Annotated in this window: 25 protein-coding genes and 1 other RNA gene; 11 read left to right on the top strand and 15 right to left on the bottom strand. The window is 60.2% G+C overall.

From position 1 onward, the window contains the following. Position 1: 1 nt before the first annotated feature. The 4 genes from Q1B40_RS18100 to ssrA form a co-directional block, all read right to left on the bottom strand. Entirely contained in the window at positions 2–229 is a 228-nt protein-coding gene (locus Q1B40_RS18100) for a ribbon-helix-helix domain-containing protein (RefSeq protein ID WP_299817371.1), read from the bottom strand. 6 nt (positions 230–235) lie between these two features. Beyond that, positions 236–445, bottom strand: a complete 210-nt coding sequence (locus Q1B40_RS18095; RefSeq protein ID WP_299817369.1) for a DUF4169 family protein — start codon at positions 443–445, stop codon at positions 236–238. A gap of 20 nt (positions 446–465) precedes the next feature. Then, positions 466–1,050, bottom strand: coding sequence for an SspB family protein (locus Q1B40_RS18090; protein ID WP_299817367.1), 585 nt, complete (start codon positions 1,048–1,050; stop codon positions 466–468). Between the two features lie 174 nt (positions 1,051–1,224). Then, positions 1,225–1,594, bottom strand: a transfer-messenger RNA (tmRNA) gene (gene ssrA / locus Q1B40_RS18085). Between the two features lie 146 nt (positions 1,595–1,740). On the opposite strand from ssrA, the gene Q1B40_RS18080 reads away from it, so the two are divergent. Beyond that, positions 1,741–2,535 carry a thymidylate synthase gene (locus Q1B40_RS18080; RefSeq protein WP_299817365.1) on the top strand — a complete coding sequence of 265 codons (795 nt, stop codon included), beginning with the start codon at positions 1,741–1,743 and terminating at the stop codon, positions 2,533–2,535. Between the two features lie 12 nt (positions 2,536–2,547). Here Q1B40_RS18080 and Q1B40_RS18075 read toward each other — a convergent pair whose 3' ends face one another. Continuing rightward, positions 2,548–3,927, bottom strand: a complete 1,380-nt coding sequence (locus Q1B40_RS18075; RefSeq protein WP_299817363.1) for a multicopper oxidase family protein — start codon at positions 3,925–3,927, stop codon at positions 2,548–2,550. A 176-nt stretch (positions 3,928–4,103) separates the two neighbouring features. Between Q1B40_RS18075 and Q1B40_RS18070 the strand changes: the two genes are divergently transcribed. Continuing rightward, positions 4,104–5,174 carry a serine hydrolase gene (locus Q1B40_RS18070; RefSeq protein ID WP_299817361.1) on the top strand — a complete coding sequence of 357 codons (1,071 nt, stop codon included), beginning with the start codon at positions 4,104–4,106 and terminating at the stop codon, positions 5,172–5,174. Positions 5,175–5,227: 53 nt separating this feature from the next. Here the strand turns inward: Q1B40_RS18070 and Q1B40_RS18065 are convergent, their stop codons facing one another. Genes Q1B40_RS18065 through Q1B40_RS18055 form a run of 3 tightly spaced genes read right to left on the bottom strand, consistent with a single transcriptional unit; the run spans position 5,228 to position 7,698 of the window. Then, a complete protein-coding gene (locus Q1B40_RS18065; protein ID WP_299817359.1) occupies positions 5,228–6,586 on the bottom strand; it encodes a GH1 family beta-glucosidase in 1,359 nt (452 codons plus the stop codon). Between the two features lie 60 nt (positions 6,587–6,646). Then, positions 6,647–7,327, bottom strand: coding sequence for a DUF2461 domain-containing protein (locus Q1B40_RS18060; RefSeq protein WP_299817357.1), 681 nt, complete (start codon positions 7,325–7,327; stop codon positions 6,647–6,649). Continuing rightward, entirely contained in the window at positions 7,324–7,698 is a 375-nt protein-coding gene (locus Q1B40_RS18055; RefSeq protein WP_299817355.1) for a TfoX/Sxy family protein, read from the bottom strand. Before Q1B40_RS18055 ends, Q1B40_RS18060 begins: the two co-directional genes overlap by 4 nt. Before the next feature lie 296 nt (positions 7,699–7,994). Here Q1B40_RS18055 and Q1B40_RS18050 point away from each other — a divergent pair, with 296 nt between their 5' ends. From Q1B40_RS18050 to Q1B40_RS18025, 6 genes are all read left to right on the top strand, one after another. Beyond that, positions 7,995–8,507 carry a dihydrofolate reductase gene (locus tag Q1B40_RS18050; protein WP_299817353.1) on the top strand — a complete coding sequence of 171 codons (513 nt, stop codon included), beginning with the start codon at positions 7,995–7,997 and terminating at the stop codon, positions 8,505–8,507. Positions 8,508–8,528: 21 nt separating this feature from the next. Beyond that, a complete protein-coding gene (locus Q1B40_RS18045; protein ID WP_299817351.1) occupies positions 8,529–8,993 on the top strand; it encodes a GNAT family N-acetyltransferase in 465 nt (154 codons plus the stop codon). A 222-nt stretch (positions 8,994–9,215) separates the two neighbouring features. After that, entirely contained in the window at positions 9,216–10,406 is a 1,191-nt protein-coding gene (gene hflK / locus Q1B40_RS18040; RefSeq protein ID WP_299817347.1) for an FtsH protease activity modulator HflK, read from the top strand. A gap of 2 nt (positions 10,407–10,408) precedes the next feature. Further along, positions 10,409–11,338 (top strand): protease modulator HflC, encoded by a 930-nt coding sequence (gene hflC, locus Q1B40_RS18035; RefSeq protein ID WP_299817345.1) that lies wholly within the window; start codon positions 10,409–10,411, stop codon positions 11,336–11,338. A gap of 8 nt (positions 11,339–11,346) precedes the next feature. Further along, positions 11,347–11,520: a DUF2065 domain-containing protein gene (locus Q1B40_RS18030; RefSeq protein WP_367279150.1), complete on the top strand. Its 174-nt coding sequence runs from the start codon at positions 11,347–11,349 to the stop codon at positions 11,518–11,520. A 285-nt stretch (positions 11,521–11,805) separates the two neighbouring features. Further along, positions 11,806–13,293 carry a Do family serine endopeptidase gene (locus tag Q1B40_RS18025; RefSeq protein WP_299817341.1) on the top strand — a complete coding sequence of 496 codons (1,488 nt, stop codon included), beginning with the start codon at positions 11,806–11,808 and terminating at the stop codon, positions 13,291–13,293. Between the two features lie 83 nt (positions 13,294–13,376). Here Q1B40_RS18025 and serB read toward each other — a convergent pair whose 3' ends face one another. Continuing rightward, on the bottom strand, positions 13,377–14,267 hold the full coding sequence (gene serB / locus Q1B40_RS18020) for a phosphoserine phosphatase SerB (RefSeq protein WP_299817339.1): 891 nt from the start codon (positions 14,265–14,267) through the stop codon (positions 13,377–13,379). Between serB and miaA the strand changes: the two genes are divergently transcribed. Together miaA and Q1B40_RS18010 are read left to right on the top strand one after the other, a co-directional pair. Further along, on the top strand, positions 14,251–15,216 hold the full coding sequence (gene miaA / locus Q1B40_RS18015; protein WP_367279149.1) for a tRNA (adenosine(37)-N6)-dimethylallyltransferase MiaA: 966 nt from the start codon (positions 14,251–14,253) through the stop codon (positions 15,214–15,216). The genes serB and miaA overlap by 17 nt on opposite strands. A 214-nt stretch (positions 15,217–15,430) precedes the next feature. Beyond that, positions 15,431–15,970, top strand: a complete 540-nt coding sequence (locus Q1B40_RS18010; RefSeq protein WP_299817337.1) for a GNAT family N-acetyltransferase — start codon at positions 15,431–15,433, stop codon at positions 15,968–15,970. A gap of 228 nt (positions 15,971–16,198) precedes the next feature. Here the strand turns inward: Q1B40_RS18010 and Q1B40_RS18005 are convergent, their stop codons facing one another. From Q1B40_RS18005 to Q1B40_RS17990, 4 genes are all read right to left on the bottom strand, one after another. After that, on the bottom strand, positions 16,199–17,755 hold the full coding sequence (locus Q1B40_RS18005; protein ID WP_299817335.1) for a 2-isopropylmalate synthase: 1,557 nt from the start codon (positions 17,753–17,755) through the stop codon (positions 16,199–16,201). A 543-nt stretch (positions 17,756–18,298) separates the two neighbouring features. Continuing rightward, positions 18,299–19,000, bottom strand: coding sequence for a DUF899 domain-containing protein (locus Q1B40_RS18000; protein WP_299817333.1), 702 nt, complete (start codon positions 18,998–19,000; stop codon positions 18,299–18,301). 24 nt (positions 19,001–19,024) lie between these two features. Then, entirely contained in the window at positions 19,025–19,513 is a 489-nt protein-coding gene (locus Q1B40_RS17995) for an SRPBCC domain-containing protein (protein WP_299817331.1), read from the bottom strand. After that, positions 19,510–19,848, bottom strand: coding sequence for a helix-turn-helix transcriptional regulator (locus Q1B40_RS17990; RefSeq protein ID WP_299817329.1), 339 nt, complete (start codon positions 19,846–19,848; stop codon positions 19,510–19,512). Before Q1B40_RS17990 ends, Q1B40_RS17995 begins: the two co-directional genes overlap by 4 nt. A gap of 146 nt (positions 19,849–19,994) precedes the next feature. Between Q1B40_RS17990 and Q1B40_RS17985 the strand changes: the two genes are divergently transcribed. Next, on the top strand, positions 19,995–20,645 hold the full coding sequence (locus tag Q1B40_RS17985; RefSeq protein WP_299817327.1) for a glutathione S-transferase family protein: 651 nt from the start codon (positions 19,995–19,997) through the stop codon (positions 20,643–20,645). Positions 20,646–20,757: 112 nt separating this feature from the next. On the opposite strand, the gene Q1B40_RS17980 is transcribed toward Q1B40_RS17985, so the two are convergent. Beyond that, the gene (locus Q1B40_RS17980) at positions 20,758–21,669 is read right to left on the bottom strand and encodes a PhzF family phenazine biosynthesis protein (protein ID WP_299817325.1); all 912 of its coding nucleotides are present in this window, start codon (positions 21,667–21,669) and stop codon (positions 20,758–20,760) included. A 154-nt stretch (positions 21,670–21,823) separates the two neighbouring features. Then, positions 21,824–22,987, bottom strand: coding sequence for a GNAT family N-acetyltransferase (locus tag Q1B40_RS17975; RefSeq protein ID WP_299817322.1), 1,164 nt, complete (start codon positions 22,985–22,987; stop codon positions 21,824–21,826). Positions 22,988–23,113: the final 126 nt, after the last annotated feature.

Genomic DNA, 23,113 nt, shown 5'->3' with positions numbered 1-23,113 from the left:
TTCAAATGTGATTTTGAGGGGTCTTTTCGACCTGCTTCAAGGCCCAGACCCTGACCGCTGAGGAAAGCGGATCGTCCGGGTCGCGGTTGTCGTCGATTTCGACAATCAGGCTGGCGAGAGAGCATTTTTCTTCGCCAACATATCGGTCCACCACGTCCCAGAATTCGGTTTCCAGCGCCAGGCTGGTCCGGTGTCCATGCAGGGAAAGGGAGCGTTTGACGAGCGCCATGGCGGTTTATGCAGCGCCGTTGTCGTCAGGGGGACGGGGCGTGTCCAGGAGATGGCCGTCGACCTGTTTTTCCAGATCGTCCCGGCGTTTGCGGGCAGCTTCTCGTTCAGCCTTGGAGCGTCCGAACTTGCGACGGTTGTCGTCCGCCGCCTGGTCCTTGTCCTGACGCTGTTTCTGTTTGCGCACCATGCGCAGATTGATGATCTCCGCGCTCATGAGTGTCACTCCGGCTAAATTCAGGTCTTCTTGCGGAAGGCGTCCAGTGACACGACCTCACCGCCGCCATCGTTTCCGGTCGCCTCTGCCGCAGGTTTGGCCTTCTTGCCCTTGGGCTTGGTGGAGGCTGCAACTTCCTTGCCGTCTTCTACGCCGTCCTGCTTGGCTTCGCTGTCGGAATGTTCCTGTTCCACCTTGGCGAGTTCCTCTACGGCTTCCAGCAATTCCTCGGGCAATTCTTCCGCCGTCTTGCCGGGGTCGAATTCCAGTGCGAACTGCACGGAGGGATCGAAGAACCCTTTGATGGCAGAATACGGGACGAGCAGCTTCTCCGGCACGCCGCCGAAGGAAAGGCCGACTTCGAAGGCATGTTCCCCGATCGCGAGATCCCAGAACTGATGCTGAAGCACGATCGTCATTTCCTGCGGATAGCGTTCCTTGAGGCGCGGGGAAATGCGAACACCCGGCGCATTGGTATCAAACGCGATGTAGAAATGATGGTCCCCGGGAAGTCCGGTGCGTCCGACTTCGGCAAGAATCTTTTTGACCGCGCCACGCAGCGCGTCCTGAATCAATATGTCGTATCGCAGAAGGTCTTCAGACATCAGTTTTCGTCATATCTCGATGGGAATCTTATCTATCGCATCCACATTGACGGTCCGGGATGAAAAAGAAAAGGCTCTTTTCCAAGTGATACCAGATAAATGCACCTGATCTTTGGTATTATACCACTCCGGCTGGCAGAGGTACTCACGTCTTCACGACTGTCTTGAAAATTGAGTGGAGGCTTCTGTTGCCAGGTGCCTCCGGACCCCGCCTGAAGGTGCTACCCTACGGGACTTAGTGGACTACCGGCACTGCGTTACGCAGCGACAGCGTTGTCCATAGCATAGTTGTCATTTGCAACTATTAAGAAAGCCCGATAACGGTGGTACAATACCGGGCAAAAGCGCAGTCTTTACACCCTCGTCGATCCTATTTCGCCCCCGCCGAAACCCACAGGATTTCCGCTGGAAAAGCCCGTGGGCTTGGGTGGAGGCGCCGGGTACCGCCCCCGGGTCCGATAGGCTTATTGCACTGTCCATTTATTGCCATAGCTGGCGAACCAGCACGCCTGATATAAGGTGTTCGTACCTGAAATGAAAGAGGCTTGCGGGGTGAGAGACTGGTTTGCCGGTGAAGCTCATCCACAATTAACGGCAGGATCTGGGGAAAGACGCGGGCAGGGGCTGCGTTTTTGAAAAAATCTGCGAAGTTGGACCCGTTCCGCCTGAAACCGCCAGAAGGGCCGCGCCGTGCAGCAATATCTCGATCTCATGCAGAAAATCCTCGATGAGGGCGTTGACCGGGGAGACAGGACGGGAACCGGCACGCGCTCCCTCTTCGGCCATCAGATGCGTTTCGATCTTTCGAAGGGCTTTCCGGTGGTGACGACCAAGAAGCTGCATTTAAGGTCGATCATTCACGAATTGCTCTGGTTCCTCGCGGGCGACACCAATATCCGTTACCTGAAGGAAAACGGTGTCAGGATCTGGGACGACTGGGCGGACGAGAACGGCGAGCTCGGTCCGGTCTACGGCTATCAGTGGCGCTCCTGGCCGGCGCCGGACGGCCGGTCCATCGACCAGATCGCCAACCTCCTGACCATGATCCGCACCAATCCGGAAAGCCGCCGGCTGATCGTCTCGGCCTGGAACCCGGCACTGGTTGACGAGATGGCTCTGCCGCCCTGTCATGCCCTGTTTCAGTTCTACGTGGCGGATGGAAAGCTCTCCTGCCAGCTTTACCAGCGCTCGGCGGATGTTTTCCTTGGCGTACCCTTCAACATCGCTTCCTATGCGCTGCTGACCATGATGATCGCCCAGGTCACAGGCCTGAAACCGGGAGACTTCGTCCACACCCTGGGCGACGCGCATCTCTACTCGAACCATTTCGACCAGGCGCGCGAACAGCTCAAACGCTCCCCTCGGGCTTTGCCGCAGATGAAACTCAATCCGGACGTCACCGACCTGTTCGCGTTTAAATTCGAGGACTTCGAGCTTACGGGGTACGACCCGCACCCGCATATTTCGGCACCGATTGCGGTGTAGACCTCAGGGAACTCACCCCACTTCGAACCAGTCCATCATCCCCGAGGCCGCATGGCCGAGCATATGGCAGTGGATCAGCCATTTGCCGGGATTGTCGGCGACGAAGGCGATCTTGACCGTTTCGTCGGGCACGGTCGTATAGGTATCGCGCCAGTCCGGATGCACTAGCTTCCGGCCGTTCCGTTCAAGAACCCGGAAATGATGGCCGTGCAGGTGGATCGCGTGGGCGAAGGCGGTGTCGTTGCGGCTCTCAACGACGATGGTTTCGCTGCGTTCTGACGAGAACATCGGCGTGTCATCCATGCCGGCCTTGCCGTTGAAGGCCCAAAACTGGCCCTCCTGCATTCTCCGCTGCATGTCAGCGCGCGAGCCCATCATGCCGCGCATGCCGCCCATGGCGCCACCGGCCATGTCGAGAGTCAGTTCGCGCGCGTTTTCAAGGTCAGGTTCCGGCAGGTCGTTCCGCACTGGCAGCATCAGAGGTTGATCAGGAGCGGAGGCTTCACCGACTTTGAAAGTTGCGAACGTGATCGGCTGGCCGGTCATGGTCTCGAAGGGAATGTCACCGGCCTCACCAGGGCGCATCACCACGTCCATGCGCTGGCCGGGGGAAAGCTGCAGGATGCCGTCCATCTCGCGCGCTGTCGCAAAGGCCTGTCCGTCGAGAGCGATCACCTTGGCGCCGAAGCGGGACGGGGCAAAGTCGAGCACGCGCGCGGATGAGCTGTTGACCAGGCGGAGCCGGTGCCAGCGGTCCTTCTGCAAGGGGATGTCCGGCATCGAGGCACCGTTGATCGTCATCCAGTTGCCGAGCCGCCCGGCGTGGGCGAAATCGTGCATACCACCGAAACTGGCGGTTTCCATCACCCCGTTGTCGTCGAGGCGCCAGTCGCTGAGCATCAGGGTAATGTCGAGCGCGGGGTCGAACGCCGGCACATCATCCTCGACGATCAGCGGACCAGCGAGACCGCGCGGCACCTGGTTCCAGCTCATTGTGTGGGCGTGGTACCAGTAGGTGCCGGCATCGGGCGCGACGAAATCGTAGTCGAAGCTCTCGCCTGCTTTCACTGGGGGCTGCGTCAACCCGGCTACACCGTCCATGGTGTTGTCGATGCGGATGCCGTGCCAGTGTACGGACGTCGGCTCGTCCAGCTTGTTGAGGAAGCGGACCTTGACCCGCTCACCCCGCTTCACCCGGATTTCCGGGCCGGGCAGGCGCCCGTTGTAGAGCCACAGGTCGGAGAGCCCGCCGTCGTCGCCGAAAAGCCGTGCCTGACCCTTTTCTGCTGTGAGTTCAAAGAAGCCGTCATCTGACTTAGCCAGCGAAAATGTGGGCATCAGTGTGGCTGCGCAGCCGGCCACCGACGCCTTCAGAAACGATCTGCGGTTCACTTTATCGAACTCCCGGACTGTGTGTTGAGGCTACCCCTTTAAAACGATGGTGGTTCCAGTGGCTGGAAGGTCAAGGCTGCCCTTTCGAACTTTCACGCCTGATGTCAGAAAGCGCTCGCATTCCGTGTCGACACGCTTCACTCTGGCGCTGACATTGACGACGGGATTTCAGAACGATGGAGTCAACGAACGGTCTTTCCCTCTCGTCCCATGTATTCGCAGCCGAAAGGCGTGGTTTCGATCCTGCGATGGGCCACAAACTGTGCGCGGGGGTCGAAGCCGGGCTGCTGCCGCATCTTCATGCGGTGCTGGCGGAGCGGGGAGGCGAGACGGTTCTGGAGAGCTACGGAACCGGTCCGGACGAGACCTGGGGCAAGCCCCTGGGCGAGGTGAGTTTCGGGGCCGAGACGCTGCATGACCTGCGCTCCGTTTCCAAGAGCATTGTCAGCCTGCTTTATGGAATTGCGCTTGAACGCGGCGAGGTTCCGAGGCTCGACACGCCGATCCTGGAGTTGTTTCCGGGGTATGAGGATCTGGCCACCGATCCGAAACGCAAGAGTCTGACCGTCGAGCATGCACTGACCATGACCCTCGGCATGGAGTGGGACGAGACCCGCCCCTACACGGATCCGCTCAACAGCGAAATCGCAATGGAACAGGCCGCCGATCGCTACCGCTATATTCTGGAGCGCCCGTTCGTCGCGGACCCCGGAACACGCTGGATCTACAGCGGTGGCGCGACCGCACTGGTCGGTGCGATCCTGCAGCGGGGCACCGGCAAGAAACTGCCCGAATTCGCCCGCGAGGTGCTGTTTGCCCCCTTGGGCATCACACGCTTCGAATGGGCTGCAGGGGAGGATGGAACCCACTCGCCCGCCTCCGGCCTGCGGCTGACTGCGCCGGATCTTCTGAAAATCGGACGGCTGGTTCTGAACAACGGCATTTGCGAGGGGCACCGGGTTGTTCCGGAAGCCTGGATCACCGCATCATTGAGACCGGTGATCGCGACCAGCGAGGGTCTGTACTACGGCTATTTCTGGTTCTGCGGCGAGGCACCGGTGCCTATGCTTGGCGGCCCGGTGCCGTGGGTCGCCGGGTTTGGCAATGGCGGTCAACGGCTCTGGCTTTGTCCAGAGGCGGATGTGGCTGCTGTGATCTTTTCGGGCAATTACAACGTCTGGGATGCCTGGGTTGCTCCGACCCGGGTGTGGAGCGAGATCATTCTGGCGAATTTGCGCGCGGCATGATGCCGGTCCCGGTGGCAGGTCTCCGGGATCTGAACCACTGCCGAGCGGAAGCGTCAGTCGCCTGCCTTATGCGCATCCAGAAGATCCCGGTACCAGAGCGCGCTGTTTTTCAGGGTGCGGACCTGGGTGTCGTAGTCGACATGAACGATGCCGAAGCGCATCCGGTAGCCTTCCGCCCATTCGAAATTGTCCATCAGGCTCCAGAGGAAGTAGCCCTTCACGGGCACGCCGGCTTCCCGGGCATCTGCAATCGCGCCGAAGTGCTTTTCGAGATAGTCGATGCGGCGCTGATCGTCGACAACGCCGTTTACGGGGCCGTCGTTGTAACAGGCGCCGTTTTCGGTGATGTAACAGTCAGGCAGCCGGTAGCGCGCATAAAGGTCCTTCATCAGGTCCGAAAGTCCCTTCTCGTAGACCTCCCAGCCGATATCGGTAAGGTCCGGACCCTGCTCGGGCGCGATGGTGCGGGCTTGCGGGTAGTCTGCTGCATCCGGGTCGTGCGCGATGCGCAGGGGCGTGTAGTAGTTCAGCCCCCACCAGTCGAGCGGCTGGCTGATGATCTCCAGATCGCCGTCGCGGATGTCCATGCTGTCGCCGAATGCCGACAGGATGTCCGGGTGGTAGGTCCCCTGGAAGAGCGGGGAAAAGAAGATGCCGTTGTTGAACTCGAAGGCACGCTCGGCCGTCTCCCGGTCTTCCGGCGTCTCGCTTGCCGGATAGACGGAATGGGCATTGATCACGATGCCCATCGGCAGATCGGACCGGACCGCGCGGGCTGCCTGAACGCCAAGCCCGTGCGCAAGATTGAGCGTGTGCACGACCGCTGCGAAGGCCTCGGTGCTTTTCTCGCCGGGGGCGTGAATACCGTAGAGATGGCTCAGGTGGCAGATGCACCAGGGTTCGTTGATCGTCGCCAATGCGTCTATACGGTCGCCCAGCCTGCGGACGACAATGTCCGTGTAGTCGGCAAATGCCTCGGCGGTGCTGCGGGCTGTCCAGCCGCCGTCTCCTGCCAGCATCAGCGGCAGATCCCAATGATAAAGCGTCGGATAGACCTTGAGGTCGCGCTCCACCATTGCGTCGATCAGCCGGTCATAAAAATCCAGCCCTTTTTCGTTCACCTGGCCGCGCCCGTCCGGCAGGATGCGCGGCCAGGCAATGGAAAAGCGGTAGGCATCGACCCCAAGAGACTGGATCAGATCGATATCGCTTTCCCAGCGGTGATAGTGGTCGCAGGCGACATCGCCGGAATGCTGTTGAAAAACCCGGCCGGGCATCTTCGAAAAGGCGTCCCAGATGCTCGGCTTGCGGCCGTCCTCGTTTGCCGCGCCTTCGATCTGGTAGGCAGCGGTCGCAACGCCGAACAGGAAGTCTTGGGGGAAACGCTGCGCCAGCTCTTTGTTCGGTGCCATCGGGTCTCTGCTTCATCTTTATGAAAAACACGACGGTCATAGATTTCAAAGCGCTTTGGATCAAGCTTTTTCCTGCAGTCGCATGAGCCATTTCCAAAACGGCAGCGTGTCCTTCCAGGTCGCCAGCAGGGAGGTTGCGGCCGTTTCTCCCTGAACGAGGCGGGTGTCCCCTAGCGTCTTCCACAGCGCCAGCCCCTTGTGTCGTGCAAGCTCGCCATGCGGGTGATCGCGCGGAAAACCTTTCGGGACCTTGGCAAGGTCGGGTTCCGGTCCTTCGAAGCCTTCTGCCTCCAACCGCGCGATCAGGGCCGAGATCTCGTCGCCGTGTCCGGTTTGGAGCGCGTTGAGATAGGCAGCAAGCATGGGCTTGGCGAACACCATGGAACCGGTGCCGATGCGCAGATGATCTGTTTCGACAGACAGGAAAAAACCCGGCGGCTGGGCTTCCCTGCCGGCAAAGACCGCGTCCTTCGGCCAGAAGGCCATGCGGATGTGGGTGTTGTAGGGGGACTTGTCCTTCGAAAAGCGCAAATCCCGGTTGATGCGGAATTGTTTGGAGGCGATTTCGCGGCCGGTCAGTTCCGCAAGCGCCTCTTGAAGGCAAGAGCGTACAGCGTCCGCCGGTTTTTTCGCGAAGCGCAGATAGTCCTGCCGGTTGGCCTCGAACCAGTCTCGGGTGTTGTTGCCGGCAAGCGTCTTCAGAAAGGCAAAAGTCTCCGGAGAAAAACCGGCGGCGCTCATCGTGTTGTCTTTCCGACCCTGGACTTTTTGGGCCTGGAGGCATTGGGCGGAAGCGCGCAGACATAGGTCCGGGCCATTTCGACCCAGTTTTGCAGCACCTCATCGCTGTCGATGCCTTCCGGTTCGACCCGGATGAAGCCGGCCATGGGCCGTCCCGTCGGCCGACATTGCGAGGCATATGGCTTTGCCAGGGCTTCCGCTTCCTGTTCCTTGCCGACGCGCGCCATCAGGCCGCGTCTGGAGATGCAGACCAGCATGTTGCCGTTGACCATGAAGCAGGTTCCTCCGAACATCCGCTTCTGCTCGACATTCTCGTCCGGGATCAGGTCGCGGATACGCTCGATCAGAACGGTTTCCATCAAGTCGGACATGGCAAAAGAAATCTCCTGAATAACAGTTCCGGTACCAAGGACGGGGCGGGGCGCCTTGAACCGACAGGCTGTTGAAAAGAAATTTGCGTTGGTTTTTCACTGCCTTGAATTTCATGCTAGAGCATCACCCACTTTGATTGTATCGCTTTGGCGATCAATAAAATGGGTAAAGATGCTCTAACATGCTAAAAAGGCGAGCAAATTTACCTGGTCACACCGAACCGGAGCGGTTCGGTGTGACCAGGTTTTGCTCTCGGAGGCGATCGTGAAAAAGAAAACCGGAAAGGGTGGGTTGGGTGCCTGATATCGTCTTGATTGCCGCGGTTGCCCACAACGGGGTCATCGGCGCCGATGATGACATGCCCTGGAAACTCTCGACCGACCTGAAGCGGTTCAAGAAGCTGACCCTCGGAAAACCGGTTGTTCTTGGCCGCAAGACGTTTCTGTCCTTCGGCGGCAAACCCTTGCCGGGCCGTCCGCACATCGTGATTTCGCGAAATGCCGACTACGCCCCCGAGGGCGCCGAGGCTGCAACGTCTCTCAAGGATGCTCTGGAGCGGGCAGGTGTGCTGGCCGGCCAGCTCGGCGCTGAGGAGATCATGATCATCGGCGGCGGCCAGATATATGCCCAGGCCATCGGGATCGCCGACCGGCTTGAAATCACCGAAGTGGATGCGGAGCCGGAGGGCGACACAAGGTTTCCAGTCATCGATTCCGGTGCCTGGGAGGAAACCAGCCGCATTCCCGGCGAGCGGGGCGAAAGGGACAGCTCCGATTTCACCTTCGTGACCTATCGTCGCAAGAGCTGAGCGAAGCGGGTGTCAAATTTCATGAAACTGCCTGAAACAATGACCGCGACATGGGCGGCCTTCGAAGAACTGAGCCCGGGGGACGTTCATGATCTCCTGCAACTCCGGCAGGCTATTTTCGTGCTGGAGCAGGCGTCGCTTTATGCCGATATCGACGGAAAGGACCCGCTCGCGTGGCATTTTCTCATCAGGAACCGGGAGACGGGCGATCTGGCCGGCGCCATCAGGCTGTTCACAGGGCTGGAGAACGGTGACGCGCGCATCGGCCGGGTGGTGATTGCCCGTGAATACCGGGGAAGCGGCCTTGGCCGGACGATGATGCTCGCCGGGATCGACAGGGCGGAGGCGCTTGCGCCGGGCTGCCGGATTCATGTCACGGCCCAGGCGCATCTTGAAAAATTCTACAATTCTCTCGGTTTCCGTACCGTTTCGGAGACCTATCTGGAGGATGGCATCCCCCATATCGACATGTTGCGTGGCGATTGAGGCGGCTGGCTGAATTTATTTGCGTGTTTCTCACCGTGCAGTCTTGAAAGCCGGGACTTCCTTTCCCACCTGCGGCGCGGGAAATTGTACCGGATTTACCAGGGAGGCTGTCAGCCGTTTTCGTTGAAAGCGGGTCGTAACCTCCCTATAACCAACGGTGAGTCAGAAGAGGCGCGGCCTGAAGCCGGCAACGCCTGCGGGAATTCACAGAAGGAAGTTTTGATGCCTTGGAGCAATCAGACAGGTGGCGGTGGCCCCTGGAAGGGTGGCGGAAACAACGGCGGCCCATGGGGTAGCGGAAACAATGGTGGCGGCCCCTGGGGAGGTGGTGGTCAGAACCGGGGCGGTGGCGGTAGCCCGCCCGACCTGGAAGAGCTTCTGAAACGCACGCAGGACAGGATGAAAAACGTCCTTCCGGGCGGTGGCGGCGGCGGCCTGGGCTTTGTCGGCATCCTGATCGTCATCGGCATCGGTGTCATCGGCTGGCTGCTGACCGGGCTTTATGTGGTCGACGAAGGTGAAGTCGGTGTCGAGCTGGTTCTCGGCAAGGTGGAAGACCAGACGCCTCCGGGCCTCAACTACAACTGGCCCTATCCGATCGGCGAAGTTTACAAGCCCCAGGTCGAACTGCAGCGTGAAACGACCGTTGGTGTCGAGGAAAGCATCACCAGTTCCGGCGCCGTGCGGGCTCGCGATATCCCCGAGGAAAGCCTGATGCTGACCGGCGACGAAAACATCGTTGACGTCGGCTTCAAGGTCCTGTGGAGGATCAAGAGCACCCGTGAGGGCATCAGCGATTATCTGTTCAATATCCAGGAGCCGGCCGGAACGGTGAAAGCCGTTGCCGAAAGCGCCATGCGCGAAGTGGTCGGCGAGTCGAATATCGATTCCATCCTGACGGAAAACCGGGTCGCCATTCAGAACGACGTGGTGACCTTGATGCAGACGACGCTGGATTCGTATCAGGCCGGTATCGAAGTCGCTGAAGTGCAGATGCAGCGGGTTGACCCGCCGGCACAGGTCATCGACGCGTTCCGGGATGTCCAGGCGGCGCGTGCCGACCAGGAGCGTATCCGCAACGAGGCCGAGGCCTACGCCAACCGCATCGTTCCGGAAGCACGTGGTGAATCCGCCCGTGTCCTGGAAGCGGCGAACGCCTACAAGGATCAGACCATCGCCGAGGCGACCGGTCAGTCCCAGCGTTTCACCAAGATCTACGAACAATACGAGAAAGCACCGGATGTCACCCGGGAGCGCATGTATCTCGAAACCCTGGAAAAAGTTTTGGGCGTTACCAACAAGATCATCATCGACAGCGATGCATCCGGTACCGGCGTTATGCCGTTCCTGCCGCTTAACGACTTGAACGGACGCGGTTCCACCGCTCCGTCCGCACGGACAGGAGGGAATTGATCATGCGCAGCGGAATTCTGGCAGTCATTCTCGTTATCGTCGCCGTTCTCGGTTACATGTCGATCTTCATCGTAAACCCGACCCAGCAGGCGCTCGTCCTGCAGCTCGGCCGGATTATCGACACCAAGACCGAGCCCGGTCCGTATTTCAAATATCCGTTCATCCAGAACGTCGTCTATATGGACAAGCGGATCCTCAACCTGAACATGCCGCCGCTTGAGCCGATCTCCTCGGACAAGAAGCGGCTGGTGGTCGATGCGTTCGCGCGTTACAAGATCATCAATCCGGTGCTCTTCTACCAGCGTGTTCAAAACGTTCCGACGGCCAACCGGCGCCTGTCGACCCTGCTGCAGTCCTCGCTGAGGTCCGAACTGGGCCGCACCAGCTTTGCTGCCCTCGTCAGGGACGACCGGTCCGGTGTCATGGAGAACATCCGCCGGGATGTCAGCGCAAATGCCGCCGAACTCGGTATCGAAGTGATCGACGTGAAGATCCGCCGCGCGGATCTGCCGGATGCCAACTCCCAGGCCATCTACGCCAGAATGCAGACGGAACGTCAGCGGGAAGCAACGGAGCTGCGTGCGCAGGGTGAAGAGCTCGCCCGGCGTATCCGCTCGCGAGCCGACCGCGATGCAACGGTTCTTGTCGCGGAAGCCAAGCGGGATTCGGAAATCACCCGTGGTGACGGCGATGCGGAGCGGAACAAGATCTTCGCGGAAGCCTATGGCGCGGATCCGGAGTTCTTCGCGTTCTACCGCTCGATGCTGGCCTATGAAGAAGGTCTCAGGGCAGGCGACACCAGCCTTGTCCTGACCCCTGATTCCAGCTTCTTCCGGTATTTCAACGACCCGAGGGGCCCTGCGGCTCCGGCAGCGGGCAATGACAATGCTGGCACAGGGAACACCGGCGCGGCGTCGCTCTCCGCGCAATGAGTGAACTGATGACCGCACTGGGGCTGGTGCTGGTGGTCGAGGGCGTGCTTTACGCCCTCGCACCGGGCGGCATGAAGGCCGTCATGCGCAGCGCGCTCGAGACATCGGACCAGACTTTGCGCGTTGCAGGGCTGGTTGCGGCCGGTGTGGGCGTATTTCTTGTGTGGATCATACGCGGATAACGAAAAGTTTTCGGGCGGGAGAGGCAAAAATCTCCCGCCCGATCTATAATCCCGGTCAAGAACCTGAATGAAGCCGGTCGATTGTTCGCTGTTCAGGGTCTGTTGAGAACTAGGATCCAGTCGCTTGTCCGGACGCAATTCGCCCGGTTCAGGAAGCGAAAGCGCAGGGGCGGTGTGATTTTTCAGGTCCCGGCAGCGTGGACCTTTGGAACGCGCCGCAGGCGGAGCCTAATTCTCAGCAGATCCAGGGAACAGTCCAGCCGGCTGGGATGAGGAGAACACCCCATGGCCCCAGAATTTATTCGTCGTAAAATCTCCCGTATCGCCTTTGCGGCCGCAGGCATTGCTCTCGGCGGGATGATCGCAATTCAGCCTGTGCAAACCGCCCGGGCGCAAGGGCCGGTCTCCGTCGCCGATCTGGCGGAGAACCTTGCTGATGCCGTCGTGAACATTTCCACTGCCCAGACTGTGCAGGGACAGCGGTCCGTTCCCATGCCCGAAGTTCCGGAAGGATCGCCGTTTCAGGAATTCTTCGAGGAATTCTTTAACCGGCAGAACCGGGACAACGACCAGCCGCGCCGGGTGCAGTCGCTCGGTTCGGGCTTTGTCATCGACGGCAAGGAAGGCATCATCATCACCAACAATCACGTCATCGAGGGAGCCGACGAAGTCACGGCCAACTTCAATGACGGCACCAAGCTGAAGGCGGAAATTCTCGGCACCGACGAAAAAACCGATCTGGCGGTGCTGAAGGTGACGCCGGAGACGCCGCTCAAGGACGTCAATTTCGGCGATTCCGACAAGATCCGCGTTGGTGACTGGGTGATGGCGATCGGCAACCCGTTCGGTCTCGGCGGCACCGTGACCGTCGGCATCGTGTCTGCGCGTAACCGTGACATCAATTCAGGACCATATGACAATTTCATCCAGACCGACGCCTCCATCAACCGGGGCAATTCCGGCGGGCCGCTGTTCGACATGGAAGGCAAGGTCGTCGGTATCAACACCGCTATCATTTCGCCGTCCGGCGGGTCCATCGGCATCGGTTTCGCCATTCCGGCCAAGACGGCAATGCGGGTGATCGAGCAACTGCGCGAATTCGGGGAAACCCGCCGCGGCTGGCTGGGTGTCCGCATTCAGGAAGTCACCGACGAGATCGCCGAAAGCCTGGGCATGGACGAAGCCATGGGTGCGCTGGTTGCCGGTGTCACCGAAGACGGTCCGGCAGCCAAGGGCAAGGTCGAGCCGGGCGACGTCATCATCAAGTTCGACGGCAGCGAAGTCGAGTCGATGCGCGAGTTGCCGCGCATGGTGGCCGAAACCGCAATCGGCAAGGAAGTCGAAGTGGTGGTTCTGCGCAAGGGTGAGGAAGTCACCATCAGCGTGACGCTCGAGCGCCTTGAAGAGAATGAGGTCGAGGAAGCGAGTGCTGACGCCGAAGAGCAGCCGGAAGACCAGCCCGTCGAGAAGAGTGAAGTTCTCGGAATGATGCTGGCGGAGCTGGACGATGCCCTTCGCAAGCAGTTCTCCATCGATGAGGACGTCACCGGCGTCGTCGTCACTGAAGTGATCGCAGGCTCTTCGGCTGAGGAAAAACGCGTGACGGCTGGCGACGTCATCAAGGAAGTCGCCCAGGAGCCGGTCTCCACTCCGGCCGATGTCGAGGCTGAAATCAAGAAGCTGAAGGACGACGGCCGTCGCTCGGCGCTGCTGCTCCTGGCAAATCCGACCGGCGATGTGCGTTTCGTGCCGGTCCGGATCGAGGACGAGTAAGCCGGTCTGTCCGGTTACACGAACAGGAAAAGGCGCCGGAAACGGCGCCTTTTTGCTTTAACCCATAGATCCTTGCGCTGGTCTCAGCTCAGCACGAAATCGCTTTCGCTGTAGCCCTGCAGATAGAGCAGGGCGGTCAGATCGCCGTGATCGACGCGGAAGTCGGCGGCGGCGGCGACCGCAGGTTTCGCCCTGTAGGCGACACCGGCGCCGGCCAGTTCGATCATCGCCAGGTCGTTAGCCCCGTCGCCCACGGCGAGCGTTTCGCTGAAGGAAAGGCCCTTGTCCGCGGCAAGATACTCCAGCCGGGCGCGCTTGGCGTGGCGGCCGAGAATGGGTTCATCAACCTTGCCGGTCAGATGTCCGTCTTCCGTCAGAAGGATGTTGGCCTGGTGCTCGTCAAAGCCGATCATGCGATAGACCGCCTTGGTGAAATGCGTGAAGCCTCCGGAGACAAGGGCGCAATAGGCTCCGTTCGCCTTCATGGTCTGCACCAGCGTGCGGCCGCCGGGCATCAGCTGGATGCGGTTGGTCAGAACCGTATCGATGGCCGAAAGGGAGAGCCCCTCCAGCAGGGCGACGCGTTCCCTGAGGGCGGGTTCGAATTCGATTTCGCCGCGCATCGCCCGTTCGGTTATCTCGGAAATCCTGTCCTTCAGGCCAAGTTCGGCAGCCAGTTCGTCAATGCATTCCTGGCGGATCATGGTGGAATCCATGTCGGCGATCAAAAGCCTTTTGCGCCGTGCCTCGGGCGGCTGGACAAAGACATCCACCGGGGACCTGCCGACGATTTCGCGCAGAATGGCGTCCGCGGTACTTGCGTCGGGCCCGTCAAAGCGGATATCGGCTGCAATGCCGGGATTGAGTATAGTCGTGGTTCCGGTCACGCCGAGGACATCCGAAGCCTGGCGCAGCAGGTCCTGATCGACCGCCGGTGCAGTGGGAGTGGACACCAAAGTGGCAACTAAAGACATGGAGGCTTCCCTGGAAGGCAGTCGCAGATGGGCTGAAGACGAACGCGTCGTTTTGATAGCGGGACCGACGGCAAGCGGCAAGTCCGCATTGGCGCTGTCGCTGGCGAGAAAGCTGGACGGCGTGATCATCAACGCCGATTCCATGCAGCTTTACGAGGACTTGCGTCTGGTGAGCGCGCGCCCTTCCACTGAGGAGGAAACGGAAGTTCCGCACAGGCTTTACGGGGTTCTGCCGGCATCGACCGCCTTTTCCACCGGTGACTGGCTGCGGCTGGCCCCCGGGGAAATCGAGGCTGTGCGTGCGGCCGGCAAGACCGCGATCCTGGTCGGGGGAACCGGCCTTTATTTCAAGGGACTGACGGAAGGTTTCGCCGAGATGCCGGCGATTCCGGACAAAGTGCGCCGCGATGCGCGGCAGCTTGCGGATGTGGGCGGTGTCGAGGGGATCAAGGCACGCCTTTTGGATCTGGGTGACAGGGACGCGGCCTCCGGCCTGAACGACCCCCAGCGACTCACCCGGGCGCTTGAAGTGATCATGGCAACGGGAAAACCGCTTTCCGCCTGGCAACGGGAGGCACAATCCGCTCCGCTGCTGCCGGAGGCAAAATGCCAGAGGTATGTCCTTGCACCGCCGAGACCATGGCTGCACCAACGAATCGAACAGCGTGCCCGGATGATGCTGTCGCAGGAGGGCTGCGAGGAGGTGCGCGCGCTTCGGGCAAAGGGCCTCTCCACCAGGCTTCCCGCCATGCGCGCAATCGGCGTTGCGGAGATAGGCGCCTATCTCGACGGCAAATTCGATTATCAAGAGGCCGTCCACAGGCTGACTGTTGCAACGCGGCAGTACGCCAAGCGTCAGGAGACATGGTTTCGAAACCAGATGCCGGACTGGCAACGGATTGATCCATCAAACGGAATCAGCACGGACGATTTGGAGAAGCTGACCTGACAGAAGTGCCAATAACTTCTGCGTGTGCGGTGCACAGCCCGGTATTCACCTAACTTGTTGGTTATGCGTATATATTTTCGCAAATTTTAAGTTTATGATCGTGTTTGTCACAGGGTCGGCACAATTCAGGGTTACACGGGTCTACGCCTTTGGTGGAGGACCATTTTTGTAAATCTGGTGCCCGCCGTACGTAGTTCAACACCTGGAGGATACGGTGCAGACGATATTTCTCGAATGCGGCGCTGTGAAGCTTGTTCCCTTTTCTCCGGCCGATGTCGAACTTATCGACGACCTTCATTCTGACGCCTATGGAAACCGGTGCACGGAATATTCGACAAGCTGCACCGTCATGGACGCGGCCGAACTGGTAAATTCAGCCCTGCAGCATCAGGAAGATCTCGGATTTGGCAAATGGAAGGCTGTTCTGGAAGACGGAACCTTTCTCGGCTGGGCCGGCTTCACGCCTGTCAGCGAAACCTCCGAGATCAGTGTGAATTACTGCCTGCCCAACGAAGTGCTGCAACGCGATCCCGAACTTGCGAAACGTCTGTTCGCAGCTCTGGCCGACTGGTTCTTCGAAAACACCTATTTCTCCCATCTGATCGCGGTCGTGCGCACGGACAATCGAGAAATGCGGGATGTGGTGCTTAATTGCGGCTTCTATCATCGCGAAAGCAAGGTGATCGAGGGCATGCAGGCGGATGTCTTCCAGATGCTCAGCCCTTCCATGCAGTCCTATCTTCTGAGCGCCTAGACTGCTGACAAGATCACAGCCTAACGGCCATCATCCCGGCCAAGCGAAGCGCGAGCTGGGACCGGAGAGCCGCAAAGTGTTGTCTTGGCTGAGGCTTTTCCCACGAATAGCCTCGGCTCACCGATCCGGGATCTACGCTACGCTGCGTCCGGGATGGCGAATTGCAGGGTTGTCGGCAGACTGAAGGGCCGCCGTAGCGGCCCCTTGTGCATCTTCGGGTCCTTCCGCTCAGACGGCCTGCAGGGCGCCCGGGTTGTCAGCCTGCTGGCGCAGGGCCAGTTTGTTCATGGCCGAGACATAAGCGCGGGCGGAGGCGACCAGCGTATCGGTGTCCGCGCCCTTGCCGGTGGCGATCCGGCCGCCGGCTTCCAGCCTTACGGAGACTTCGGCCTGCGCGTCCGTGCCTTCGGTCACTGCATGAACCTGATAGAGCGACAGGGTCGCCTCATGCGGCACGATGGACTTGATCGCGTTGAAGGTGGCATCGACCGGGCCGTCTCCGGTGGCTTCCTTGGTGATATGCTGGCCGGCAACATCCATGGTCAGGATCGCCTTCTGCGGGCCACCTGTTCCGGCGATCACCGTCAGCGCGATCACCTTGGTGCTTTCGCCCAGGATGGTGATCTCGTCCTCGACCAGGGCCTCGATGTCCTCGTCGTAGACATGCTTCTTGCGGTCGGCCAGATCCTTGAAACGGCGGAAGGCGTCCTGCAGGGCATTGTCGCCCAGATCGAAGCCCAGTTCCTTCAGCTTGTCGCGGAAGGCATGGCGGCCGGAATGCTTGCCCATGACCAGCGAAGTGGCTTTGACGCCGACATCTTCCGGACGCATGATTTCATAGGTCTCGGCGTTTTTCAGCATGCCGTCCTGGTGAATGCCGCTCTCGTGCGCGAAGGCGTTCTTGCCGACGATGGCCTTGTTGTACTGCACGGCGAAGCCTGACGCCCCGGCCACCATCTTGGAAGCGCGCACCAGGAATTTCGGGTCGATCTGCGTCACGTAGGGCATGATGTCGCTGCGGGTGCGCACCGCCATGACGATCTCTTCCAGAGCCGCGTTGCCGGCACGTTCGCCGAGGCCGTTGATGGTGCACTCGATCTGGCGGGCGCCACCGGCGACACCGGCCAGGGAGTTGGCCACCGCCAGCCCCAGGTCGTCATGGCAATGGACGGAAAAGATCGCCTTGTCGCTGTCCGGAACCCGTTCGCGGATCTGTTCGAACATCGTCTTGTATTCGTCCGGCGTGGCATAGCCGACCGTGTCCGGCAGGTTGATGGTGGTCGCCCCGCACTTGATCGCGGCATCGACGCAGCGGCACAGATAGTCGATCGGGGTGCGGGTGGCGTCCATGGCCGACCATTCGACATCGTCGATCAGGTTGCGTGAGCGGGTCACCGTGTCGGTGATGATGTCCAGAACCTGGTCTTCCGTCTTGTTCATCTGGTACTTCAGATGGATCGGCGAGGTGGAGACGAAGGTGTGGATGCGGCCCTTGTCGGCGTGTTTCACCGCTTCGCCGCAGCGGTCGATATCGGCATGGATGGCGCGGGCCAGCCCTGCGATCACCGAGTTCTTCGAGCGCTTGGCGATTTCGCTGACAGCTTCAAAATCGCCGTTGGAGGCGATCGGAAACCCGGCCTCGATGATGTCAACGCCCATTTCGTCGAGAATTTCGGCAATCTGCAGCTTTTCTTCCAGCGTCATGGAGGCACCGGGCGACTGTTCGCCGTCGCGCAAGGTGGTGTCGAAGATGCGGACCTGCTCCGTGGAGGTATTGGCAGTCATGGTTGTTTCGTCCCTGGCTTGGATCGGGCCTTCCTGAATGAAAACGTCAGGAAGCAAGCGACGCGATCCGAATATCGTGATGCGTTGTCCGAAGTATCTCCCCTAAGTGCCCGTTCCGCAACAACAAGCGGATCAGCCGACGCTCAGGGGCATCTAAGAAGGAGGAGGTCGCCAAGTAGGAGGAGGCCGCCGCGCAGGGCCTGCGCGTCGCAAGAAGAACCGGAAATGTCGCGTGCCGCGATCATGGGTCTGTCTTTGGCCTTTGGTCGTCTTTCAAAAGGTCGCCCACCGAGGGTGACTCAAAAGCGTGACCCGACGGTTAACGGGAATGTTCTTAAGACAGGATCGGCTTCGATGCAACCGGCTTTTGCCAGAGACGGCATGCTGGTTGCCGAAACAAAGAGCCGCTGCAGATCTTTACCGTCCGGGCTTTGAGCCGGGATCTCCCGCCAGGCTGCGAGGTGGCCCCGGCTCAAGGCCGGGGCGGCAAAGCGTTGGAGAGCGTATCGGGATATGTTGAACAGAGGCTGCGGGAACCTTGCCTCAAGCCCCATACCTGTCCCGCCGTCTGACCCACGCCATCGGATAGTCGAGGGCCTCCTCGTGGCGGCCCATGGGGGTGAGGTCGAGGATGTTGTAGGCCGTGTTGAGGATGTCGATGCCGCGGCCGTAGGTGGAGTAGCTGTGGGCGATGCGGCCGTCTGCCAGTTTCAGGAAGGTGCTGATGCCTGGCATTTCCTCGCCGAAGATCTTCTCCGAATAGTTATAGCCGCCGGCTGCGGTCTGCTGCTTGTCGGGGAAGGTTACGCCGAAATCGACACCGAAACCGTTGCCGGCGCTGGAAACCCAGTCGAAGCTCCAACCCATGCGTTTCCTGTAGGCCAGGAGCTTTTCAAGCGGGGCGTTGGAAATGCAGACCAGCGCCGTGTCGCGGGCGGCGAGATGTACGTCGAGCCGTTCGTAATTGTCCGCCCAGAAGGAACAGCTCGGACAGCCTTCCTCCCAGGTCTCGCCGAACATGAAGTGATAGACCACGAGCTGAGGGTGGGAGCCGAACAGATCGCCGAGGGATCTTCTGCCCGAAGGGGTATCGAACTGATAGTCCTTCTCGACAATCACTACGGGCAGATCCCGGCGCGCGGCGGCGAGGGCGTCGCGTTCGCGGGTGAAAGCCTTTTCCCTTGCAAGAAATGCCTTTCTCGCCTCGAGCCAGTCTTCCCGGTTCACGATGTGCGGTGTCGTCATGATTTTCCTCCTGCGATTGCCGCGTCAAGCGGCGACAAGATCCGCCAGACGGCCGAAGCAGCCGTCCCAGCCGCCACCGACACCCCGGCGTGCGTCTTCGGTCTTGATGGCTTCGTGGCGAAGGCGGACTTCGGTCGCCTTGCCGGTTTCCGTAAAGGTGACCGTTACATGCGATGCGTCGGTCGCCTCGCGCCGGCCGTCGGCGAATTCCTGCACGTGACGCCAGCTGAATTCGAGCCGGTTCGGCGGGTCCAGGGCCAGATATTCGCCCTCGAAGTGGATCTGCTTTTCTGCCGTTCTTTCGATCACGAAACACCATCTGCCACCGATCTTCAGATCGATCTCGGCGGAAACGAGATTGCCGGAACTCGGCACGAACCAGGCCTGTACATCCTTCGGTTCGGTGAAGGCGCGGAAGACCCGCTCCGGTGAGGCGCGAAACAGTCCCTCGACCAGGACCGGTTCCATGCCGGGTTCGGATTTCAGAAATTTCCTGGGCTGCTGAACAGTCATTTGGCGCTATCCTCCTTGGCGAGATGACGGGCGAGGGCGTCGAATCGGTCGATCCAGAAGGCCTCGTATTTGCTGAGCCAGTCGACCGCTTCCTTGATTGGTGCTCCCTGGAGCCGGCAATGACGCGTGCGGCCGCGCTTTTCGATGTCCACCAGACCTGCGTCGGACAGAACCTTCAGGTGCTTCGACACGGCAGTGAGCGACATGTCGAAAGGCTCTGCAAGATCGGAAAGGGAGGTTTCCCCATCGGCGAGACGCGCGACGATGGCGCGCCGTGTGCTGTCGCTGAGGGCGGAGAAGGTTGCATCGAGCTGGGGCATGTCCATTGCATTCATAAAGTGAACCTTTTGGTTGACTAACATTGAATTCCATTATAGTCAACTAATTGGTTGAGTAAAGTGAAGCGCGCTCACCGGCTCAAGCCGTCAGGCGGAACGGGACCAACCGGACCGCATGCATCAATCAGACTGGAGAGACCGACATGAAACTCTATACGAGCAAGTTTTCGCCGAATTGCCGCCGCGTCGAAGCGGTCCTGCATCACCTCGGCCTTTATGAAGAAGTTGATATCCGCCGCCCGAACATGATGGAGGGGGAACACAGGAGCGACGAAATGCGCGCCGTCAATCCCAACATGAAAGTGCCGACACTTGTCGCCGGGGACATGAACCTCTGGGAAGCCAACCCGACCATGATCTACCTTTGCGACCGGGCCGGTGCGGAGGAGTTTTGCCCCTCGGATCTGAAAGGCCGGTTCGAAATCCTGCGCTGGATGTCCTGGGAGGTTCAGCACTATAACCGGGCGCTCGGCGACATCCTGTGGGAAACGGTCGCGAAAGGCCTGTTTGGCGGAGGGGATCCGGACCAGAACAAGATCGATGCCGCACTGGAAGAGTATCGCCGCTTCGCCGCTGTTCTCGAGGATCAGCTTGCGGGTCGGGACTTCGTTCTGGGGGACAAGGTGACGGTGGCGGATTTCGCCGTCGGAGCATACTCCGCGTTGGCGATGTTTCCCGGGTCGCAAGTGCCTCTGGATGATTATCCGGCTATCAAGGCGTGGTATCTGCGGCTGGAAAGTCTGCCATCCTGGGCAAAGACAGCACCCGAGAGCATGGCCGAAGCTGCGCAATAGGAGCGGGAGAAACCTGGCCTATGGATCTGTGGCGGACGGAATTGCCTGTCCGCCACGACCGTTGCCTGTTTTGATCGGGATTATCGCGCAGATCCGACCGGGAGGAACGCTTCTACAAATACAGCTCGCCGCGCGCGACAACAACGGCCTGACCGCCGATACGAACCGCGTGCATTTTTCCCGCCTCAATGTCGATTTCCAGATCGATCAGCGAGGGGCGGCCCATCTCGAAGCCCTGTTCGATGCGGATATGATGGGTTCCGTTCGGCAGGTCGTCGTAATAGTCGACGACACCGGCAAAGGCTGCGGCGGCAGACCCCGTTGCAGGATCTTCCGGGATGCCCATGTCGGGTGCAAACAGGCGGGCGTGGAAGGCACTGTCGTGAGAACGGGTTTCGCGGCAGTAGATATAGGCGTCGTTATGCTCGTCCTTGCCGAACCCGGCCTTCCACATGGAAGCCACGGGCTTGGCGCGGGCGAGGGCGTCGAGGTCGCGGACCGGAACGAAGGTGAAGGGCGGACCGACGCGGAACCTTGAAGGCGAATGGTTTTCGAAGCCGATGTCGGACGGTTCCAGATTGAGCGCAGCGGCAATCACATCGACACTGTGTGTGGGACCGGCCGGTTCGGGCAGGATCGGCACATCGAACTCGGCAAAGGCAGCTGCGTTTTCGCGCAGGATGACGGCGCAGCGTACGGGGCCGATCTTCTGTTTCAGCACCACGACGGAATCCTGTTCGCCGGTGATGTCGCCGAAGCGTTCCGTCGCCATCAGGATGGCGGTGCCGACGGTGGGATGACCTGCAAACGGTAGTTCCAGTCTCGGTGTGAAAATCCGAATGCTGGCGGATTGGCCGGGATGTTCGGGGGGAAACACGAACACCGTTTCCGACAAGTTGAACTCGCCGGCGATTTTCTGCATCTGCTCGTCGCTCAGGTCCTCGGAGTCCAGAACCACCGCCAGTGGATTGCCGGCAAGGCTGGTGTTGGTGAAGACATCCAAGATGGCGTAGCGACGGCCCATTTATTCATTCTCCCTGGCGATTGATGCCGCAGCGGCTCGTAAGGTGAGCGGACTTTTGCATTTCTAGGCAAGTCCCGCCAGTGCCTATCAGTCTTTCTTGGTGAACAAATTGTTGCCACCCGAAACACCACGCCTTAGCCGGATTCTTCTGTTTTCAAAGTGACCCCGGAGGCAGCAGATACGCGCCGATGGCGCGGGCATAAGGCACGATCGCAGGATCTGTCAGATCCTCCCGGCTGCGGACAATGCGGATATCGGCCAGTTCCTGTTCTTCGGAAGCTTCCGAAAAACGCAGGATGCTGTTGCGCAGGTCTTCGGCTTTCCTGTCGATGTCAAAAACCTGCGCGATGGAAATGCGCGGACCGTCGAAGGCGACCAGAAGATCGGCCGGGCGAACATCCCTGGCGGCAAGCCCGGTTTCTTCCGCCAGCTCCCGATAGATTGCGCCGATAACATCGACCTTGCCGTCCGAGGTCAGGTCGACCGGATCCAGATTGCCGCCGGGCGGATAGATCAGGCCGGCCGTGGCCGCGCGCTCCGACATGACGCCGTAAAGAAGTGCCCCCTCGGCGGATCTCAGCACCGCGGAGCCGAAGAGATTGTATGCCGAGGCATCGGGGGCTCCCCATTCCCGCCAGGTCAGGAACGCGGCGTAGGAACATTCGCAGCACGTGCCCACGAAGGCTCCGTCCTCGAAACGGAAGCCCGTCAGTTTCAAGGTACGGCCGTTCCACAGGAGGGCGATGCGTTTCCTGGCTTCTTCGAAATGGGCGGCAATGGCGGCTTCATTCGCCTCCTCGAACGTCCAGGGGGCGGGGGAGAGGTCGATGTCGATCGCGGAGACCTTGTGAACACCGGGCTGCAAGATCTTCTCCATCATGGGGATCTCACCGCCTGGCTGCATCTCGCTCGGCCTGGTCGTCATCGTCCGGAAGCCGCGTTTTTCGTAAAAAGGCGCTGCATTGGTGTCCGATTCAAGGAAAAGCCGCGTGAGATTTCGGGACCGGGCTTCATCCTCGGCGCGGGTCAGCAGCAGGTCGCCGATCCCCTGGCTTTGAGCCTCCGGGGCGACGAACAGGAAATCGATGAGGAGCGTCTCTTCGTCCTGCGGGGTGAGCGCTGAAAAGGCCACCGGATGTCCGCCGCGTTCCGCGACGGTCACGGCAAGGGAGGCGATGGTGGCCTCCGAAATCCGCCATTGCGCCCGGAATTCCTCCAGCTTCTCTTCCGGATATCCCCAGGAGGCCTTCGCCCGATGCAGTATATCGGTCAGCGCAGGCGCATCGGCGGGTGTGGCAGGGCGAAGCTTCAGGGGCATGAACGGTCCGGAGTTTCAAACATCGGTCATGCCTAGCGAGAGATTGTGAAACTGACAAGGCAGGGCTTTGCCCCAATGCCTTCAGAGGTATAGAGGGGCATTCCGGGTTAATACGCTGTTGGTCGC

It is taken from the genome of uncultured Roseibium sp. (assembly GCF_947496995.1).
GTDB lineage: Bacteria > Pseudomonadota > Alphaproteobacteria > Rhizobiales > Stappiaceae > Roseibium.
Note: the sequence above shows the minus strand (reverse complement) of the source record. Positions and strands in the feature narration are given on the sequence as shown.

Coding starts and splice junctions, on each gene's coding strand:
- Q1B40_RS18090 (WP_299817367.1), bottom strand. CDS start 1,050: ATGTCTGAAGACCTTCTGCGATACGACATATTGATTCAGGACGCGCTG.
- Q1B40_RS17985 (WP_299817327.1), top strand. CDS start 19,995: ATGAAACTCTATACGAGCAAGTTTTCGCCGAATTGCCGCCGCGTCGAA.
- Q1B40_RS18070 (WP_299817361.1), top strand. CDS start 4,104: ATGGAGTCAACGAACGGTCTTTCCCTCTCGTCCCATGTATTCGCAGCC.
- Q1B40_RS17980 (WP_299817325.1), bottom strand. CDS start 21,669: ATGGGCCGTCGCTACGCCATCTTGGATGTCTTCACCAACACCAGCCTT.
- Q1B40_RS17990 (WP_299817329.1), bottom strand. CDS start 19,848: ATGAATGCAATGGACATGCCCCAGCTCGATGCAACCTTCTCCGCCCTC.
- Q1B40_RS18065 (WP_299817359.1), bottom strand. CDS start 6,586: ATGGCACCGAACAAAGAGCTGGCGCAGCGTTTCCCCCAAGACTTCCTG.
- serB (WP_299817339.1), bottom strand. CDS start 14,267: ATGTCTTTAGTTGCCACTTTGGTGTCCACTCCCACTGCACCGGCGGTC.
- Q1B40_RS17995 (WP_299817331.1), bottom strand. CDS start 19,513: ATGACTGTTCAGCAGCCCAGGAAATTTCTGAAATCCGAACCCGGCATG.
- Q1B40_RS18055 (WP_299817355.1), bottom strand. CDS start 7,698: ATGTCCGACTTGATGGAAACCGTTCTGATCGAGCGTATCCGCGACCTG.
- Q1B40_RS18030 (WP_367279150.1), top strand. CDS start 11,347: ATGACCGCACTGGGGCTGGTGCTGGTGGTCGAGGGCGTGCTTTACGCC.
- Q1B40_RS18045 (WP_299817351.1), top strand. CDS start 8,529: ATGAAACTGCCTGAAACAATGACCGCGACATGGGCGGCCTTCGAAGAA.
- hflK (WP_299817347.1), top strand. CDS start 9,216: ATGCCTTGGAGCAATCAGACAGGTGGCGGTGGCCCCTGGAAGGGTGGC.
- Q1B40_RS18025 (WP_299817341.1), top strand. CDS start 11,806: ATGGCCCCAGAATTTATTCGTCGTAAAATCTCCCGTATCGCCTTTGCG.
- Q1B40_RS18095 (WP_299817369.1), bottom strand. CDS start 445: ATGAGCGCGGAGATCATCAATCTGCGCATGGTGCGCAAACAGAAACAG.
- Q1B40_RS18100 (WP_299817371.1), bottom strand. CDS start 229: ATGGCGCTCGTCAAACGCTCCCTTTCCCTGCATGGACACCGGACCAGC.
- Q1B40_RS17975 (WP_299817322.1), bottom strand. CDS start 22,987: ATGCCCCTGAAGCTTCGCCCTGCCACACCCGCCGATGCGCCTGCGCTG.
- Q1B40_RS18000 (WP_299817333.1), bottom strand. CDS start 19,000: ATGACGACACCGCACATCGTGAACCGGGAAGACTGGCTCGAGGCGAGA.
- hflC (WP_299817345.1), top strand. CDS start 10,409: ATGCGCAGCGGAATTCTGGCAGTCATTCTCGTTATCGTCGCCGTTCTC.
- Q1B40_RS18005 (WP_299817335.1), bottom strand. CDS start 17,755: ATGACTGCCAATACCTCCACGGAGCAGGTCCGCATCTTCGACACCACC.
- Q1B40_RS18060 (WP_299817357.1), bottom strand. CDS start 7,327: ATGAGCGCCGCCGGTTTTTCTCCGGAGACTTTTGCCTTTCTGAAGACG.